This window comes from Gracilimonas sp. (genome assembly GCF_017641085.1).
Classification (GTDB): Bacteria; Bacteroidota; Rhodothermia; order Balneolales; family Balneolaceae; genus Gracilimonas.
The window spans coordinates 800,069-818,275 of the sequence record NZ_JAEPPI010000002.1 but is presented as its reverse complement, the minus strand read 5'-3'; the positions used below and the strand labels follow the sequence as shown (position 1 = coordinate 818,275).

At 44.5% G+C, this 18,207-nt stretch carries 9 protein-coding genes; 7 read left to right on the top strand and 2 right to left on the bottom strand.

Annotation, left to right across the window (positions count from 1 at the left end; translation table 11 throughout):
* Nucleotides 1-7: 7 nt before the first annotated feature.
* Complete coding sequence (locus tag JJ941_RS10560) at nucleotides 8-3,001, bottom strand: SusC/RagA family TonB-linked outer membrane protein (RefSeq protein WP_290964850.1); 2,994 nt, start codon at nucleotides 2,999-3,001, stop codon at nucleotides 8-10.
* Between the two features lie 388 nt (nucleotides 3,002-3,389).
* Between JJ941_RS10560 and JJ941_RS10555 the strand changes: the two genes are divergently transcribed.
* The gene (locus tag JJ941_RS10555; RefSeq protein ID WP_290964847.1) at nucleotides 3,390-3,920 is read left to right on the top strand and encodes a TlpA disulfide reductase family protein; all 531 of its coding nucleotides are present in this window, start codon (nucleotides 3,390-3,392) and stop codon (nucleotides 3,918-3,920) included.
* Nucleotides 3,921-3,925: 5 nt separating this feature from the next.
* Complete coding sequence (ahcY, locus tag JJ941_RS10550) at nucleotides 3,926-5,242, top strand: adenosylhomocysteinase (protein WP_290964845.1); 1,317 nt, start codon at nucleotides 3,926-3,928, stop codon at nucleotides 5,240-5,242.
* A 69-nt stretch (nucleotides 5,243-5,311) separates the two neighbouring features.
* Here the strand turns inward: ahcY and JJ941_RS10545 are convergent, their stop codons facing one another.
* The gene (locus JJ941_RS10545; protein WP_290964843.1) at nucleotides 5,312-5,668 is read right to left on the bottom strand and encodes an STAS domain-containing protein; all 357 of its coding nucleotides are present in this window, start codon (nucleotides 5,666-5,668) and stop codon (nucleotides 5,312-5,314) included.
* A 237-nt stretch (nucleotides 5,669-5,905) separates the two neighbouring features.
* Here JJ941_RS10545 and JJ941_RS10540 point away from each other — a divergent pair, with 237 nt between their 5' ends.
* The 5 genes from JJ941_RS10540 to JJ941_RS10520 are packed head-to-tail and all read left to right on the top strand — an operon-like array spanning nucleotide 5,906 to nucleotide 18,137.
* Nucleotides 5,906-10,435 (top strand): GAF domain-containing protein, encoded by a 4,530-nt coding sequence (locus JJ941_RS10540; RefSeq protein ID WP_290964841.1) that lies wholly within the window; start codon nucleotides 5,906-5,908, stop codon nucleotides 10,433-10,435.
* Nucleotides 10,432-12,576: a sensor histidine kinase gene (locus JJ941_RS10535; protein WP_290964838.1), complete on the top strand. Its 2,145-nt coding sequence runs from the start codon at nucleotides 10,432-10,434 to the stop codon at nucleotides 12,574-12,576. Before JJ941_RS10540 ends, JJ941_RS10535 begins: the two co-directional genes overlap by 4 nt.
* Nucleotides 12,577-12,579: 3 nt before the next feature.
* Nucleotides 12,580-16,554: a two-component regulator propeller domain-containing protein gene (locus tag JJ941_RS10530; RefSeq protein WP_290964836.1), complete on the top strand. Its 3,975-nt coding sequence runs from the start codon at nucleotides 12,580-12,582 to the stop codon at nucleotides 16,552-16,554.
* 16 nt (nucleotides 16,555-16,570) lie between these two features.
* Nucleotides 16,571-16,948 carry a response regulator gene (locus tag JJ941_RS10525; RefSeq protein ID WP_255133572.1) on the top strand — a complete coding sequence of 126 codons (378 nt, stop codon included), beginning with the start codon at nucleotides 16,571-16,573 and terminating at the stop codon, nucleotides 16,946-16,948.
* A gap of 22 nt (nucleotides 16,949-16,970) precedes the next feature.
* Entirely contained in the window at nucleotides 16,971-18,137 is a 1,167-nt protein-coding gene (locus tag JJ941_RS10520; RefSeq protein ID WP_290964831.1) for a SpoIIE family protein phosphatase, read from the top strand.
* Nucleotides 18,138-18,207 lie beyond the last annotated feature (70 nt).

The following is an 18,207-nucleotide window of genomic DNA, read 5'->3' as shown; positions in this document are numbered from 1 at the left end:
CTATAAATTAAAAGTCAATATTTACGTGGAACATTACCTGCCGGGAAGTCGGATAAGGAGTTACTTCCACAGAGTTGTTGATGGCCTGAGTACCAAATACGGAGGTTTCCGGATCATAACTTGGGTAGTCAGAGAACAGCAATACATTGTTTGCTGAAGCACCAATCTTTATGTTGCTCACGCTATTGCCAAAAATATTAGTAAGCGTTTCGGTAGGTACGGTGTAGTACAATCCAATCTCACGTAGTTTCACGTAAGACGCATCATATACATATGCTCCGGAACCGCCATTAATTACACGATCAGCTCCTTTTGGAAGGGTTGATCCCTCAACGCTGTCGTTCCAGTCAGGAGATGTACCTCCTGCATCGGTAAGCAGCTGGGAGAGGTTGATATTGTCTCCACCGCTTTTCCAGTGCCACAGGAAGCTGAAATCGAAGTTTTTATAAATGTTGAATTCATTCGAGAATGACATTTCGAAATCAGGCTGTCCGTCACCATAAATAGTGTACAATGAAGGATCACTAACTGCAGGAAGACCTACAATAGTAGATGGTGAGAATCCTTCCTGAATCAGGTAGTTACTCAAACTAGTTCCGAAACCACCGGTTGTATATCCATCAATAGATAGATCTGTGATTTCTGACTCATTCTTCCAGAAAAGTACTGTTGAGAACCAGTTCAGGTTTGGATTGCGAACCGGGTTCAGGTTCAGCGTAAATTCCATTCCTTTGTTTACCAGGTCAGCTGCATTAGTTGCAATCACAGAAATACCGGAAGATGTTGGTACCTGCTCATCCAAAATCAGATCCGCTACTTTTTTGTTGTAATAAGTAGCTTCAAGTGAAATTCGGTTATCAAGCATGGCTACATCAACACCAAACTCAAGCTCCTGAGCACTTTCAGGCTTCAGGTTGGGGTCAATACTACGCCCACCAACTGAAGTGGCTAATAACCCACCGATGTTTCCTGAGTTCAGAGAACTGTAGGTTACACCAAAGTTGGGAAGACCACCCGTCTCGCCATAAGCTATACGCGGCTTCAACTGGTTAAGGAAGTCGCCTTCAATGATGTCGAAGTTTAACAGGTTAATCGCCAACGATGCTTTCGGATAGAAGTAGTATTCATCCTGATCAGCATTTAATGAGGATCGGTCAAAACGACCACCAACGGTAGCAATGATTTTGTCATCCCAGTTAATCTCTTCCTGTCCAAACCAGCTAAGGTCAACAACCTCAACTTCTGTTTGGTTGATTACCGACTGGATAGTGGCATTTGCGATACCGGTTTGTCCGGCAACCAGACCCTGGCCTCGAACTACATTACGTTCCTGGAACTGATCGAACCGGGAAAAACCGAGCTGAGTGTTCAACTGGATATTCGAAGATACCGTTGTTGCATAGCTTAACACAGCCTGCACATTGGAGTTGAAATTATCTTCGATGGTGTGAACCACATCTCCGGGGTTGGCATTACTCTGCTGATTCTGAAGGTAAGTAGGCATCCAAACCATACTCTTAAAGGTCAGGTAGTCAACACCACCGTCCACGGAAAGAGAAACAATATTTGAACCGCTCTTAAACAGGTCAGCATTTACCTGAAGTCCCTGAATCAATCGTTGTACCGTTTGGTCATTCACCGCATTGTTAACGATCGACAACATATTATCACTAAAATATGGGTTGTTAGGATAATCGCCCTGATCGTTCGGGAATAACTGCGCATACGTTGGGGTGTAGGAAAGTGCATAACCAATGGAACCACCCGTACCGTTCTGGTTTCCGGTGAAACCACGCTGGTTTTCGCTGAATGTATAACTGGTGCGACTCGCTACCCTCAGGTTCTCGCTGATACGGTGATCGAGGTTCAAGCGAATGGAGTTTCTGTCAAAACCGGTGTTTTCGATGATCCCGTCTTCGCTTCGGGTTGTACCTGTAATGTAAAAGCTGGTAGCACTGTTACCGCCTGACACGCCCACATTTGTTTGTGTGATCAAGCCTGTGTTTCCATATAACTCTTCTTCATAATCATAAATACGACCGGCATTGGCAGCGGCATTATATGCAGCAATTTCAGCAGCAGTATTACCACCAAAAATGGAGGTATAGGTCGTAATTTTATCGGGATTCCATTCAGCAACACCAACCAGGTTAAGGGCACTATTGAATCCAACATCCTGAGAAACTGAAACCTGAGTATCTCCGGCCTGTCCTTTTTTAGTGGTTATGATAATCACACCGGCATTCGCCCGCTGGCCGTAAATAGCCGCAGCAGAAGGCCCTTTAAGCACCTCGATACTTTCCACGTCTTCCGGGTTAATATCAGAAAGGCGGTTAGCTGAGTTATCTTCCTGGGTACTGTTGGCACCTGTCGTCAGATATCGGGAGTTAGAAATGGCATCGTTGTTCACGTACACACCATCAATGATGTAGAGTGGCTGAGAAGAACCGGCTCCCAGTGTACTTACTCCACGCATCTGTACGTTAATACCACCGCCCGGAGCACCACTTTGTGAACGAATGGATACACCCGGAATCTTCCCTTTAAAGGCTCCATCCAGTGTTTGAGGTTGTGTTCGTTCAACTAAATCTGCAGCATCTACCTTGGTAATGGCATTAGCAAGGTTCTCTCTTTTGATCGAACTTGCTAAACCTGTTACTACCAATTCTTCAAGATTCGCAACATCCGAACGCATCTCAACATCAAGCGTTACTTCCTCTCCATTGGATCCTGATACATCAAGGTTTTGGGTTACATACCCAATAGATGAGAACCGTAAGCTGGTTTCGCCTGTTGGTAACTCAAGAGAATACCGACCATTAATATTGGTTGAAGTACCTGTATTGGTGTTGGCGTCAAAAATAGTAACACCGACCAATGCTTCTCCGGTTGAGGCATCTGTTACCGTACCGGATACTGTATACTGTGCTATTGCAACCTGCGCACAAAAAAATGTGACAGCAAGAACAGCCAGAAATCTTACATAGTAGCTATTTCTCATAGTGTTCTGGTTTTTATTTATGTTTTATTTAATGACCTCATTCAGGAAACGAAAAGCGATTTCCTGTAGATCATGTCCTTTGGCTAATTTTATTAATAATAATACTTGAAGTATGTTAGACTTCACTTCCGAATTAATTAAAATAACATAATTAAATTTAATTGCACCTCCATTTCACTTTTTGTTTAATGAAAAAATAGGTTAGGCATACTCACTTAACTTTTAACCACATTACTGACTTCACCTGTTTAAGAACCATTGCCTATGTTACTATAACTCATCTTTGGCCTTAATAATATGTGCCCGTTTCAAAGTGCTGCTTCGGTTCAATATTTAAAGAACTAAATCGTATCTTGTATTGTTGATGCCAAAAATCAAAAACACGTATATGAAATCTACCTTTTTACCTGCTCTGCTTATTGTAATTTTAACGATTATATCCTGCACCGATTCAACCCGAAAAAATCCTCGCAACCTTTCAGAAGCAAATCAAAAAATTGATGAAGCTATCTGGAATGCCAGCTTTCAGGATCTTGAAGGCAACGAAGTAACAGTAGCAGACCTTAAAGGAAAAGTAGTACTTATTGATTTTTGGGAAACCTGGTGCGGCCCCTGCCTGCAGGTTTTTCCGGCAATGGATTCCCTTCAGAATGAATACCCCGACGACTTTGTTGTAGTTGCCGTAAACCTGAACGATTCAGATACCCTTGAGGACGTCCGGAATTTCAAAGAGAACAATGATTATGATTTCAAATATGTGCTGGACGTCAACAATGTTGGAGATGAAGTCATTACCCTGGGTATCCCCTTTAAAGTATTTGTTGACCCGCAGGGATATTTGATAAAAGCTGAACTTGGATTAAGCGGCAGCGACTATCAGGACACAAAAGAAATTATAGAACAGAACAAAACATCATAAATAACATGCCACAAGTTAAAGAAGAAGAAAAGTTAGCCTATAAAGTTAAAGATATTTCGCAGGCTCGATATGGCCGGCAGGAAATTGAACTTGCCGAGGCGGAAATGCCCGGACTCATGGCCATCCGTGAAGAATACAAAGATGAGCAGCCACTGAAAGGTGCCCGCATTGCCGGTTGCCTTCACATGACCATCCAAACCGCCGTGCTGATTGAAACACTGATTGAGCTTGGCGCGGAAGTAACATGGTCGTCTTGTAACATCTACTCCACGCAGGATCACGCAGCTGCAGCCATTGCCGAAGCCGGAATCCCGGTTTATGCGTGGAAAGGAATGACCGAGGAGGAATTTGACTGGTGTATTGAGCAAACCATCTTTTTCCCGGACGGCCAGCCATTGAATATGATTTTAGATGATGGCGGTGACCTCACCAATATGGTGCTGGACAAATATCCGGAACTGGTGGATGGTATTAACGGGATTTCTGAAGAAACCACAACCGGCGTGCTTCGCCTGATTGAGCGGGAACGCAATGGCACCCTGCCTATCCCGGCTATTAATGTAAACGACTCGGTTACCAAGTCGAAGTTTGACAACAAATATGGCTGCCGCGAGTCTGCTGCCGATGCTATACGCCGTGCCACAGATGTAATGATGGCCGGAAAAGTAGCTGTTGTTGCCGGATACGGTGATGTCGGAAAAGGAACCGCTGCCTCTCTTCAAGGCGCCGGAGCCCGGGTTATTGTAACAGAGATTGACCCGATTTGTGCCCTACAGGCCGCAATGGACGGTTTTGAAGTGAAGAAGATGGACGATGCCGTTGAAGAAGGCGACATCTTCGTTACTGCAACCGGTAACAAAGACATCATCAAAGACCGCCACTTCCTGAATATGAAAGACAAAGCCATTGTAGGAAACATCGGTCACTTTGATAATGAGATTGATGTTGCCTGGCTGAAGAAAAACGCCGAGGAAGAAAACATCAAACCACAGGTAGATGTGTTTACGGTGAATGAAACCGGCCGACAGGTTATTCTGCTGTCGCAAGGTCGCCTGATGAACCTTGGAAATGCAACCGGTCACCCATCCTTTGTGATGAGTAACAGTTTCACCAACCAAACGCTTGCACAGATTGCTCTGTGGAATCGTCCGGAAGAATTTGAGGTAGGCGTTCACGTACTACCAAAATCACTGGATGAGAAAGTAGCCCGACTGCACTTGTCCAAAATTGGCGTAGAACTTGAAACACTGACGGAAGAGCAAGCCGAATACATCGGTGTTCCTATAAAAGGGCCTTATAAGTCAGATCAGTATCGTTATTAATAACGACCCATATTGACAGAAAATAAAAACCCGCATTATTCAGTTAATGCGGGTTTTTTTTGTTTTAGTTTAGTCTTCTTTTCCTTTTTCGTGGAAATAGTCAGCGGCTTCGTCAAGTGTGCGGAAATGGTTAAACACCTTCACAAGCTGGGTTACCATCAAAAGGCTTTCAATTTTCTTGTCGGCCTGGCAGATTACCAACTCTCCACCGGCATTTTTCATAGTCGTAAGTCCGCCAATCAAAATCCCTAACCCGGATGAGTTAATAAACTTCACCTTCCCCAAGTCCACAATGATTTCTTTCTTATCCTTCTCGATCAGTTCATGAAGCTTTTCCCGAAATTGTTCAGCATCGGGTCCACCCATCAAATTCCCCTTAAAAGTAATTACCACACAATTGTACCGTTCCGAAATATCGTATTTCATAATCTTGATGCTTTGTTTGAAATGAAACTAAACAAAGCAAAAAGTGGCATAAAAATCCACTTATCAATATCAATCTTCCGGTTTTGATATCAGAAATTTTCTATTAGCTTACTCAAGCTACTGTTTTGGGTGCAAATAATCGGAAGTGTTTGTTCGTGGTTATAACCAATATCGTTCTTTAGCAATGGGTATTTTTTGGGGACCATGAAGGTGTTGTTGTCCCCGTAACCATCAGCGATGATTATTATCGGAGGTAATATGGGGAAAGAGGTTACTTCAGAGTTGTTACAGCAACGGGAGGCTGAATTAGCTGTAATCAATAATGTTCAGAAAGCTCTTCTTGAACAAAAAGATATGCAGCACATCTATGAGATGGTTGGGGAGCATATCAGAGACTTGTTTGATGCACAGGTTGCAGTTATCTCAACTTTTAATTTGGAGACCGGCACCGAACATTTTCATTATGCTTTTGAAGATGGAGAACGCCATGATCTTAAACCCCGTCCTATCGATAAACTCCGCCAGCGGTTAATAGATACTCAGGAGTTGATTTGCATCAATGAAAATGCAGATGAAGTTTGGACTGAATTGACGGGTGAAGAACCTTCGGTAGCTCCGGGAACAAAACTGACCAAATCTGCTCTGTGGGTACCTATGGTTTCCGGTAAAACAACCTTTGGGTATTTAAGCCTTCAAAATGTTGACCGTGAGCATGCCTTCAGCGATGATGACACCCAATTATTAAGTACTCTTGCAAACAGTCTGGGAATTGCTCTGGAAAGTGCCCGGCTTTTTAACGAAACCGAGCAGCGAAATGCCGAGCTGGCGGTAATAAACAGTGTACAGCAGGGACTTGTAGCCGAAATGGACCTGCAAGGCATTTATAATCTGGTAGGTGATAAAATACGTGACCTATTTGATTCTCAGGTTACCGTTATCGCTGAATTTGATACCGAAAGTAAAATCGAGCACTTCCATTATGTGTTCGAAGATGGAAAGCGGTTCTACCCTGACTCCCGGAAATATGATGGGATTCGGGATTACATCATAAACACTCATCAACTCATTCATATAAACGAAAATGCCCCGGAGGCAACCAAACAGTATGGGGGAACTGGAAAAGCCGCCCCCGGCACTAAGTTTCCAAAATCGATGGTCTATGTTCCGCTCATTTTAGGAGATAAAGTCCGTGGTTATGTGAGTTTGCAAAATCTGGATCGGGAGTTTGCCTTCAGCGATTCGGATGTGCGCCTGCTAAGCACCCTGGCCAACAGCATGAGTGTAGCCCTGGAAAACGCCCGGCTCTTCAACGAAACCGAACAACGGAATGCGGAACTGGCGGTAATCAACAGTGTTCAGCAGGGGCTTGTGGCTGAAATGGATATGCAGGGCATTTATGACTTGGTGGGCGAAAAAGTCAGGGTTTTGTTTGATGCACAGGGCGTTATCATCGGCACCTTTAATCATGAAAGCGAACAAGAACATTTCCAATACGCTTTTGAAAATGGAGAACGTGTTGAGCCCGCTCCCCGCCCCTATGATAAGATTCGCAGACGACTTATTAGCACTCAGAAGTTGATCCATATTGCCGAAAATGCCAAAGAAGCGTACACCACTATCACCGGGGAAGCCCCCAAAGCCGTACCGGGCACAACATTCCCTAAGTCTATGCTCTATGTACCGCTTAAAGTCGGTAACAGCGTCCGGGGTTATGTAAGCCTTCAAAATATTGACAAGGAACATGCCTTCAGTGAATCGGATGTACGGCTGCTAAGTACTCTTGCCAACAGTATGAGTGTAGCGCTGGAAAACGCCCGGCTCTTCAACGAAACCGAGCAACGAAATGCAGAATTAGCTGTAATTAACAGCGTGCAGCAGGGCTTGGTTGCGGAAATGGACATGCAAGGTATTTATGACCTGGTGGGTAACCGAATACACGAACTCTTTGATGCTCAGGTTACCGGTATCGTTACTTTTAATCATGAGGCTAAAACAGAAGATTGGAAATATGCTTTTGAGGATGGCGCCCGAATGTACCCAAAGGTCAGGCGATATGACAAGATCAGAGAGAAGATTATTAAAGAGAAAACCATTCTGAATATCGAAGAAAATGCAGCTGAAATTCTCTCGGAAATAAAGGGTGAGACCATAAAGCCGGTGCCGGGTACCCGACTGGCAAAATCAGCACTATATGTTCCTATGATTGTATCGGACGAAGTGCGGGGATACCTCACTTTGCAAAACAACGACCGGGAACATGCATTCAGCGATTCTGATGTACGGCTGTTAAGTACTCTTGCCAACAGTATGAGTGTTGCGCTGGAAAATGCACGTCTTTTTAACGAAACCGAACAGCGAAATGCAGAGCTTGCCGTTATAAATAGTGTACAACAGGGCCTTGTTGCTGAAATGGACATGCAGGGTATCTATGATTTAGTGGGTTCCCGAATTAGAGATCTTTTTGATGCCCAGGTAACCGGTGTGGTTACTTTTAATCACGAAGTGAAGAAAGAACTATTTAAGTATGTATTTGAAGACGGGGAAAGGCTTTACCCAAAATCAAGATTATACGACAGGCTTAGAGCTAAAATTATTGAAGATAAATCGACGCTGCTGATTAATGAGAATGCAGCAGCTGAAATGGCAAGGATAAATAAGAAACCATTCAAGCCTGTACCCGGAACAAAATTGGCAAAGTCTGCAGTATATGTACCAATGATTGTGGGTGATACCGTTCGCGGGTATGTGACCCTTCAAAACCTGGACCGGGAGAATGCTTTCTCTTCTTCCGACGTAAGTTTACTTACCACCTTGGTTAACAGTATGACGGTGGCCCTCGAAAATGCCCGCCTTTTTAATGAAACCAACCGTCTGCTGGCTGAAACCGAACAGCGTAATGCCGAGCTGGCCGTAATCAACAGTGTGCAGGAAGGATTGGTGCGGGAAATGGACATGCAGGCCATCTACAGCCTGGTTGGCAACCGCATTTGTGAGGTTCTGAATACCCAAACAATGCTCATCCGTACTTTCGACCATGACAAAGAAATTGAGACCTGGGAATACGCCGTTGAAAATGGGGAACGTCTTTATCTAGAACCCCGGCCATTTATCTGGGCAAATAAACATCTCATCAAAACCAAAGAAGCATTACTTATTAATGAAGATTATGTAGAAACGGCTAAAAAATACGGAGACACCGATCATGGTATTAGTAAGGGGTTACCTCCCAAGGCAGCCATCTTTGTACCAATGATCGTGGGTGATAAAGTAATGGGCTCCATCAGCCTTCAGAATGTAGAAAAGGAGCACGCGTTTACAGAATCAGATGTTCGCCTGCTTACCACCCTCACAAACAGTATGAGTGTAGCGCTTGAAAATGCCCGATTGTTTAACGAAACCACCCGGCTATTGGGGGAAACCGAGCAGCGAGCCGCCGAACTTCAAACCGTGAACAGTATCAGTAAGGCGATTGTATCGCAGCTGGAAGTGGATGCGCTTTTTAAACTGGTTGGGGAAAAGATGCGGGAAACATTTAAAGCAGACATTGTTTACCTGGCTATTCATGATAAGAAATCAGACCTGCTTCATTTTCCATATTACTATGGAGATAAATCAGAATCGCGGCCTTTTGGAAATGGAATCACCGAAAAAATCATCACCAGCAAAGAGCCACTGCTGGTGAACCACGACCTCGATGAAACCTACGATAAAATTAAGGCTGAGAAGAAAGGGGAAATGGTGGAGTCTTACCTTGGAGTTCCCATCCTGGCCGGTAAAAAATCACTGGGGGTAATCAGCGTTCAAAGTAAGGAACAGGAAAACCGATTCAGCGAAACTGACCTTCGTTTGCTCTCCACTATTGCAGCCAACGTAGGTATTGCCGTTCAAAATGCAGAAGCCTATCAAAAACTGCAGTCGGCATTAAATGAACTGCGAGCGGCCCAGGAGCAATTGGTTCAGCAGGAAAAACTGGCTTCGCTTGGGCAACTCACCGCCGGCATCGCTCATGAGATTAAAAACCCGCTGAATTTTGTGAATAATTTTTCGGAGTTAAGTGTGGAGTTGATTGAAGAGACGAAGGAGGAGCTGTCAGCTCTCAGTGATCAGCTTTCAGCTGAGGATAAAGGGCGTATTAAAGAGGCTCATGAAATACTGAAGGACATTGACATGAATCTCCGCAAAATTCATGAGCATGGATCACGGGCTGACTCCATCGTTAAATCCATGCTGGAACACAGCCGGGGTGGTTCCGGAAAGATGGAGCCTACCGATTTGAATGCTTTGGTCAAAGAATTTGTGAACCTCTCCTTCCACGGGATGAGAGCAAGCAAGAATCCCATAAATGTAGCTATGGATTTTGAGCTGGATGATTCGATCGGAGAAGTACCGCTGATTGCCGAAGATTTCAGCCGGGTGATCGTGAACCTGTGCAACAATGCCTTTGATGCGATGAGGGAAAAGCTGTCAGCTGACAGACGACAGCATTCAGAAAGTGGTGGTAAAGAATATAGGGCAAAACTAACGGTGCGGACTTCCTTTCAAAACGGGAAAGTATCTATTGAGATTGAAGACAACGGACCGGGAATTCCGGAGGAGATGAGAAGTAAGATATTACAACCATTTTTTACGACCAAGAAAGGTACAGAGGGAACCGGGTTGGGGCTTAGCATCACTAATGATATTGTAAAAGCCCACGGCGGGGAAATACGTATTAATACGAATGGTAATGGCACCTGTTTTATAGTACAATTAAATACAGTGCCATGAATACTTTAGCCATATTTTTCGGGTTACTTCTTTCTGTGGGCATAGCTGAAAACCCTGTCCACCAGGACACAACTTTGACTGCTATCGAAATGGCTGATGTAACTGATACCGGCCGACTGCTTTTAAGCTCTCCCAAGTTCGATAAATCCTGGAGGTACCACCCCGGTGATAACCCGGAATGGGCTGATCCTGATTTTAATGATTCCTCATGGCATAATATCCCGCCGGGCGGGCTCCGGGCAAGCGAAATGCCGGATTCACTCTGGCCGGGTTACGGATGGTGGAGAATTCAGTTTATTGCCGACAGTGCTTTCTATAAAGAAAACTGGAACCTTTATTTTTACGGATTTGGAGCCGCTGAGGTCTATCTGGATGGGAAACTCATAAAAAATTATGGAATCTTCTCGGTTCATCCTGAAAGCGAAACCACTTTTTCACCAAACACTAAGCTCAAAGAGTCTGTCAGTATTGAACCCGGAGGGATACACACATTGGCCGTCAGATACTCATTCCACCAGGCAAAACCATATCAACAGTTATTTGGAAAGACAGCTACAGATTTGGGTTTTACTATGGGTTTTTCCACTGCTTCCTACAATAAGTACTTATCTGCCGAAATTGATTTTAGAATATTTACGGCTTCTTTTACCGGAGGCATTTTATTGATGCTATTTCTAATTCATTTAATGCTCTACCTGAAGTTTCCTGAAGACCCCTCCAACCCTGTAATCATACTCGTCATTTTATGTTTACTTATAGGAAGCCTGACTGTGCACAGTTTTGCTTTCATTGAGTACAAGACATTAGGCTATATTCTTGCAGATTATACCTGGAACCTGTTATGCGCATTTCCATTTACCATTCTTCCTTTTGTGATAGCCCTGCTGTTCCGGTTAAAGAACTACTACCAGGTAATTCATTTTGCCTGGGTTTTTCTGGCTTATGCACTGATTTATCATTTTGATTTTTACCTGGCTTATTCAGCACTGGGTGTTTTATTTATATCGTTTGTATTGAGTGCCTTCCTGATCCGAGTTGCATATCGCAGAAAAAAAACCGGGCTGGTTTATATTGCAGGCGGAATATTAGCGTCTATCATTTGTGTGATCATTTATTGGCTGGAAGTTTTAGGAGTATATACCCTTTCAAGCTTCTTGTCTTATTTAAATACGACATTAGCATTTTCCTCCATCCCTTTTGGTTTAAGCCTGTTTATCTCCCATCGATATGGCGAATTATATGGCACTATGGAAAATCTTGTCAAAAAACGAACCAGGGAATTGGAAGAAAGTCTTGAAAACCTGCAGGCTACACAAGAACAGCTTATACAGCAGGAAAAACTGGCTTCCCTTGGACAACTCACCGCCGGCATTGCCCACGAGATTAAGAACCCGCTGAATTTTGTGAATAATTTTTCGGAGTTGAGTGTGGAGTTGATAGAAGAGACAAAAGAGGAGCTTTCAGCTCTCAGCGATCAGCTTTCAGCGGAGGATAAAGGGCGTATTAAGGAGGCCAATGATAACCTGAATGATATTGACAAGAATCTCCGCAAAATTCATGTACACGGTACACGGGCTGATTCTATCGTCAAATCAATGCTGGAGCATAGCCGGGGTGGTTCCGGAAAGATGGAGCCTACGGATTTGAATGCATTGGTTAAAGAATTTGTAAATCTCTCCTTCCATGGTATGAGGGCAAGCAAGAATCCCATAAACGTAGCTATGGATTTTGAGCTGGATGATTCGATCGGAGAAGTACCGCTGATTCCTGAAGATTTTAGCCGGGTGATAATCAATTTGTGTAATAATGCCTTTGATGCGATGAGGGAAAAGCTGTCAGTTGGCAGCCCACAGCTTTCAGGAAGTGAGGGTAAAGAATATAAGCCAAAGCTGACGGTGAGGACCTATGAGAAGAATCAAGCAACTTTCATAGAAATTGAGGATAATGGTCCGGGTATTTCACCAGATATAAAGGAAAAGATTCTTCAGCCTTTTTTCACGACAAAGAAGGGCACCGAAGGTACGGGGTTGGGGTTAAGCATTACCAACGACATTATTAAAGCACACGGTGGTTTTTTAGAAGTTTCCACTAACCAACATGAGGGTACATGTCTCACCATTAAATTATCCCCGGGGGGATAAACGATGAGCAAAAAAAACATACTATCTTTTAAAACCGGCATTATTTGCCTGGCTGCTTCTGTAGGCCTGGTAACTTCTGTTCATGCCCAAACCGAACAGGAAATAAAACCCACGCTTTTACAAAGTGAAGCTCCTTCCCTGCGCTTTGAGCATACCGGGCTCAGCGATGGGATGAATCAGGCCAGTGCAAATACCATTATGCAGGATAGTAAGGGGTTTCTCTGGATTGCTACTCAGGGTGGTCTCCACCGCTACGATGGCTATGAATTTAAAGTGTACAAGCAAACTCCTTTCGATACCACGTCTCTTTCCGAGAACTGGGTTTGGGGGATGGATGAATCAGCAAACGGGGATATTTGGGTTACAACAGAAGGCGGTGGATTAAACCGACTGAATCAGGCTACAGGAAAATTCACGAAGTTCGTTCACGACCCGAATGACTCTACCAGTATTTCCAGCGACCGTGCTTTTATGCCGTTCGAAGACAGCCGGGGGAACCTGTGGGTGGGCACCTTTGGAGATGGACTGAATCGTATGCCCGCTGGTGAAGACGGCACATTCATACGGTACCAGCATGACCATGAAGATCCAACAACAATTGCAAGCCAAACTGTCTTTTGGATTAACGAAGACTCTGAAGGCAATCTTTGGGCCGGTGGCACTAATGGCATTTCAAGAATTCACCCGGATACTTATGAAATCACCCGCTTTTTGTTTGATATAGATGGCCGTGAGTTTTATGGAGCCCCTCAGAATGTTTTGGATCAATATCTCTCACCTGATATACCCGGTGCTTTGTGGCTGGCAACCGGAAATGGACTGGTATTTTTGGATAGCAAAACCGGGGACTTTGAGCGATATCTGATTGAACCCAATGACGGAGAGAACGTCAACCCGCTTAACTTTCTTCATCAGGTTGTGCCTGATCCAGAGAATCCAAATGTATTATGGGTGGCCGGCCCTGGAACAGGTGTTGCCCGCTTCGACATCGTTGACCGTGAATTCACTTCTTATCGTAACAATCAGCGAGACCCAAATAGCCTCAGCGATAATTTTGCTACATCGATGTATGCCGACCGTTCCGGAACCATCTGGGTGGGTACAGCAACCAGGGGGCTTTCCGCCTTTAATCCCGGCGCGGTAAATTTCACTCACCTGAAGAATAACCCTGATGATGACCAAACCATCTCCCCGGGTATTGTATGGGGTGTTTTTGAAGATAGCGAAGGAACTTTGTGGGTAGGAACAGATATCGGGTCTGCGGGTGATATCCTCACTGAATTCGACATCAACACCGGGAAAGTCTCTCATTATACTTCTAACCCTGATGATACCACATCATTAATATTTGGATCCATACGGGTATTCCATGAAGATGCTAATGGTCGTTTTTGGATAGGCACCAGCGGTGGGCTGAGTTTATTCGATCGCACAACTAAAAAATCTACTTATTTCCGCCACCCGCGGATTGATGGGAACCAGGGCCGAAACAGCCTTTTTGCGATCGTACCAACCGCAACTGATGAGGACGTCTTCTGGATTGGCAGCATTGGCGGGCTCGATCGCTTTAATTCAATCACCGGAGAGTATGAACATATCCCCCTTCCTCAGGAAGAATTAAAAACCGATTTCGGCCCTCCCGTTTTGAGTTTGCATATGGCTGAAGACAGCATGTTGTGGGCAGGTACTACTTTAGGTTTACTCCAAATAACACCCGACGGTATTGCAACTGTAGCTTCTACCTATAAACCTACCGATTCAACAACCATCAACAACAGTCAAATACAAAGCATAACCCAGCTGAATAATGATCCGGGTACACTTTGGCTGGCTACCTCAAATGGTGGGCTGAACCGCTTTGATATACAAACCGGCAAGGCTACGCATTTTACCGAGGAACAAGGTCTTTCTAATAATTCGCTATATGGCTTGTTGGTGGATAATAACAACACCCTTTGGATGAGCTCCAATAAAGGCATCTCTAATTTTGACCCTGCCACTGAGACGTTTAGAAATTACGGGCTCGATGACGGACTTATGGCACTGGAATATTCTCAGAACGGTTATTTCAAAGGAAATAACGGAGTTATGTATTTTGGCAGTGGCGAAGGAGTTACGGCTTTTGTTCCCGAACAGCTGCATGTGAATGAAATCCCACCTCAGGTAGTGCTTTCTGATTTTAAAATATTCAACAAACCCGTAGTGCCCGGACCTGATTCTCCGCTCAAGGATGCACTCAGTAATACTCAAAAAATTACTCTTCCCTATTACCAAAATGAAGTAACTTTTGACTATGTGGCCCTGCATTATGCCAACCCCAAAATGAATACCTACTCCTACCAACTGGAGGGATTTGACCCGGACTGGATTGATGCCGGCAACAAACGTTCGGCAACCTACACCAATCTTCCGGAAGGGGAATATACTTTTAAAGTGAAAGCAGCGAATGCGGATGGAGTCTGGAATCACGAAGGAGCCACAATTGGATTAACCATTTTACCTCCGTGGTACAGAACCTGGTGGGCCTACTCTTTAGGAGTTGGAATGCTGGGCTTTATGGTTTTTGGGGTTGATCGTTTTCAGCGCAGCCGTATTTCTAAAAAGGAACAAGAACGACAGGCACTTCGAGAAGCCGAGCTCCGGGCCGAGGCTGAAAACAAGCGCCGGTCGGATACCGAGCAGCTGAGCCAGATCGGGCGGGCCATTACCTCCACTCTTTCGGTAAACAAAATCATTGACACCGTTTACGAGAATGTGAACGCCCTGATGGATGCTTCCATTTTTGGGGTCGGAATTTATAATGAAGAAAAAAACCGACTCGAGTTCCCGGCTACCAAGGAAAAGGGAAAGATGTTATCTCCTTTTGTAAACAACCTGGACGAAGAAGACCGCCTGGCGGTTTTCTGCTTCAAGAACAAAGAGGAAATTATTGTCGGGGATTACGCCAACGAGCATACCAAGTATGTTAAAACCTATCAGGCGCCTATTGAAGGGGAAGAGTCGAAGTCTATACTCTACCTGCCGCTGGTTCAGCAAGACCGGGTGATAGGTGTTATCACCACTCAAAGCTTCAAGAAAGATGCGTACACCGCTTATCATGTGAACCTGTTGAGAAACCTGGCCACTTATGCTGCCATTGCCCTCGACAATGCTTCAGCCTATCGAAAACTGAATGCAACCTTGAGTGAGTTAAAAGACATGCAGCAACAGCTCATACAGCAGGAAAAACTGGCTTCACTTGGACAGCTTACTGCCGGTATTGCCCATGAGATTAAGAATCCGCTGAATTTCGTGAATAACTTTTCTGACTTGAATGTGGAACTGCTGGAGGAAGCTCGTGAGCTGGCCGGTGATAATACTGACTTAAAGGATCTGTTAGCCGACATTGAAGCGAACCTCAATAAAATTCATGAGCACGGACAAAGGGCTGATTCTATCGTGAAATCGATGTTGCAGCACTCGCGTGGAGGCAGCGGCAGAAAAGAGCCGACCCAGATAAATACGGTAGTCAGAGAGTATGTGAACCTGACTTTCCACGGTATGAGAGCCGGCAAGGAGCCCATCAATTCTGACATCATATTTGACCTGGATGAAAGTATAGATCCAATCCCATTAATAGCCGAAGACTTCAGTCGCGTAATCGTAAACCTGTGCAACAATGCTTTTGATGCGATGAGGGAAAAGCTGAAGTCCAAAGACCAAGCAACAAATTCTAAAGAATACAAAGCCAAGCTTACGGTGAGGACTTCATCAGAAAATGGAAACGTTTTACTTCAAATTGAAGATAACGGGCCGGGAATACCGGACGACATGAGAGACAAAATTATGCAGCCTTTCTTCACTACAAAGAAAGGAACGGAAGGTACCGGACTCGGACTCAGCATTACCAATGATATCATCAAAGCACACGGTGGCACCATTCAGGTAGATTCTGAAAAAGGTAAGGGCACAATATTTACGATCAACCTAAACAAATAGAATAATGAGCGAACCCATGAAATTTTTAGTGGTGGATGATGAAAAAGACGTTGAAATGCTGTTTCGTCAAAAATTCAGAAAAGAAATACGGAGCAATGCCCTGGAACTGGAATTTGCCTTTTCCGGCGATGAAGCCATCGAGATTTTGAGAAGTAATCACCCCCCCGAGGTTGTGTATATATTTTCTGATATCAACATGCCGGGTATGTCGGGACTGGAGCTGCTGGAAAAGGTGAAAACTGATTTCCCGCAAATAAAAGTAAGCATGATATCTGCCTATGGCGACCAGCATAATTACGACAAAGCCATGGAATCGGGCGCAAAGGCATTTTTTACCAAGCCCATCGATTTTGAAGAACTCAGAGAAGAAATCAACCAATTGATTCACCAATAGACGTTTAATTTAACCTAGGGTTATGGAAAAGCACAGAATATTAGTGGTTGATGATGAACCGGATCTGCAAATGTTAATTTTGCAACGGTTCCGCAAACAAATAAAAGAGGATGAATACGAATTTTTCTTTGCCGAAAACGGAGAAGAAGCCCTCGAAATGCTCAGCGAATCGCATAACATTTCCCTGGTTTTATCTGATATCAATATGCCCCGGATGGACGGGCTCACTTTTCTGACGGAGACGCAGAAACTCGAAAACCCCACGTTCAAAACCGTGATTGTTTCCGCCTATGGAGATATGGATAACATCCGCACCGCGATGAACCGGGGTGCTTTTGATTTTGTAACCAAGCCCATCGACTTCACCGACCTGAATGCCACTATCGAAAAAACGCTGAAAGAAATACAACTCATTCAGGATGGCATTCAACACAAAAAAACGCTGGAAGCCGTACAAACCGACCTGGAAACAGCGGCTCGTATTCAGCAGAAGATGCTGCCCCAGGAGTTCCCTCCCTTCCCTGACCGCTCAGAGTTTAGCATTTACGCAGAGATGTACACCGCCAAACAGGTAGGTGGTGATTTTTATGATTTCTTTATGCTGGATGAACACCACCTGGGCTTTGTATGTGCCGACGTTTCCGGCAAAGGAGTTCCGGCCTCTTTATATATGGCGGTTTCCCGGACAACCATCAAAGCGATTGCCTCACAGATTCAGGACCCTGCCCTTTGTCTTTCAACAGTTAATACCATGCTGATCCCGGAAAGTGATCTCACCACTTTTGTTACCGCTTTTTATGGGGTGATGGATGTTCGAACCGGCAAGGTGCAATATTGCAATGGCGGGCATAACCTACCTTACATCGTCCGAAATGACGGGACGATTGAAGAGGTTGAAACTACGGAAGGAATTCTGCTTGGTAAAATTGAACCCTTCAATTTTGAGACGAAAGAATTTACGCTCGAACCGGGTGAAAAAATTCTCCTCTTCACAGATGGCGTTACAGAAGCAACGGCTGTAGATGGCTCCATGTATGAAGAACCCCGCCTTGAAGCCTTTCTGGAAAAGCATAGCAAAGATAACATCAATAAACTGGTGCGCAGCCTGATTGTGGATGTGCTGAAGTTTATGGGCAAAGCCGATCAGTCGGATGATATCACGGTTCTTTCAGTTGGGTATAATGGATAGAAGTATTTTTTTTTGCACATAAAAAAAGCTCCGACGCTGAGCATCGGAGCCAAATTCAGAAGTACTAAGC

Bases quoted from the DNA above. Each gene is read 5' to 3' on its own strand.
- JJ941_RS10560 (WP_290964850.1), bottom strand. From the start codon at position 3,001: ATGAGAAATAGCTACTATGTAAGATTTCTGGCTGTTCTTGCTGTCACA.
- JJ941_RS10520 (WP_290964831.1), top strand. From the start codon at position 16,971: ATGGAAAAGCACAGAATATTAGTGGTTGATGATGAACCGGATCTGCAA.
- JJ941_RS10545 (WP_290964843.1), bottom strand. From the start codon at position 5,668: ATGAAATACGATATTTCGGAACGGTACAATTGTGTGGTAATTACTTTT.
- ahcY (WP_290964845.1), top strand. From the start codon at position 3,926: ATGCCACAAGTTAAAGAAGAAGAAAAGTTAGCCTATAAAGTTAAAGAT.
- JJ941_RS10540 (WP_290964841.1), top strand. From the start codon at position 5,906: ATGATTATTATCGGAGGTAATATGGGGAAAGAGGTTACTTCAGAGTTG.
- JJ941_RS10535 (WP_290964838.1), top strand. From the start codon at position 10,432: ATGAATACTTTAGCCATATTTTTCGGGTTACTTCTTTCTGTGGGCATA.
- JJ941_RS10530 (WP_290964836.1), top strand. From the start codon at position 12,580: ATGAGCAAAAAAAACATACTATCTTTTAAAACCGGCATTATTTGCCTG.
- JJ941_RS10525 (WP_255133572.1), top strand. From the start codon at position 16,571: ATGAAATTTTTAGTGGTGGATGATGAAAAAGACGTTGAAATGCTGTTT.
- JJ941_RS10555 (WP_290964847.1), top strand. From the start codon at position 3,390: ATGAAATCTACCTTTTTACCTGCTCTGCTTATTGTAATTTTAACGATT.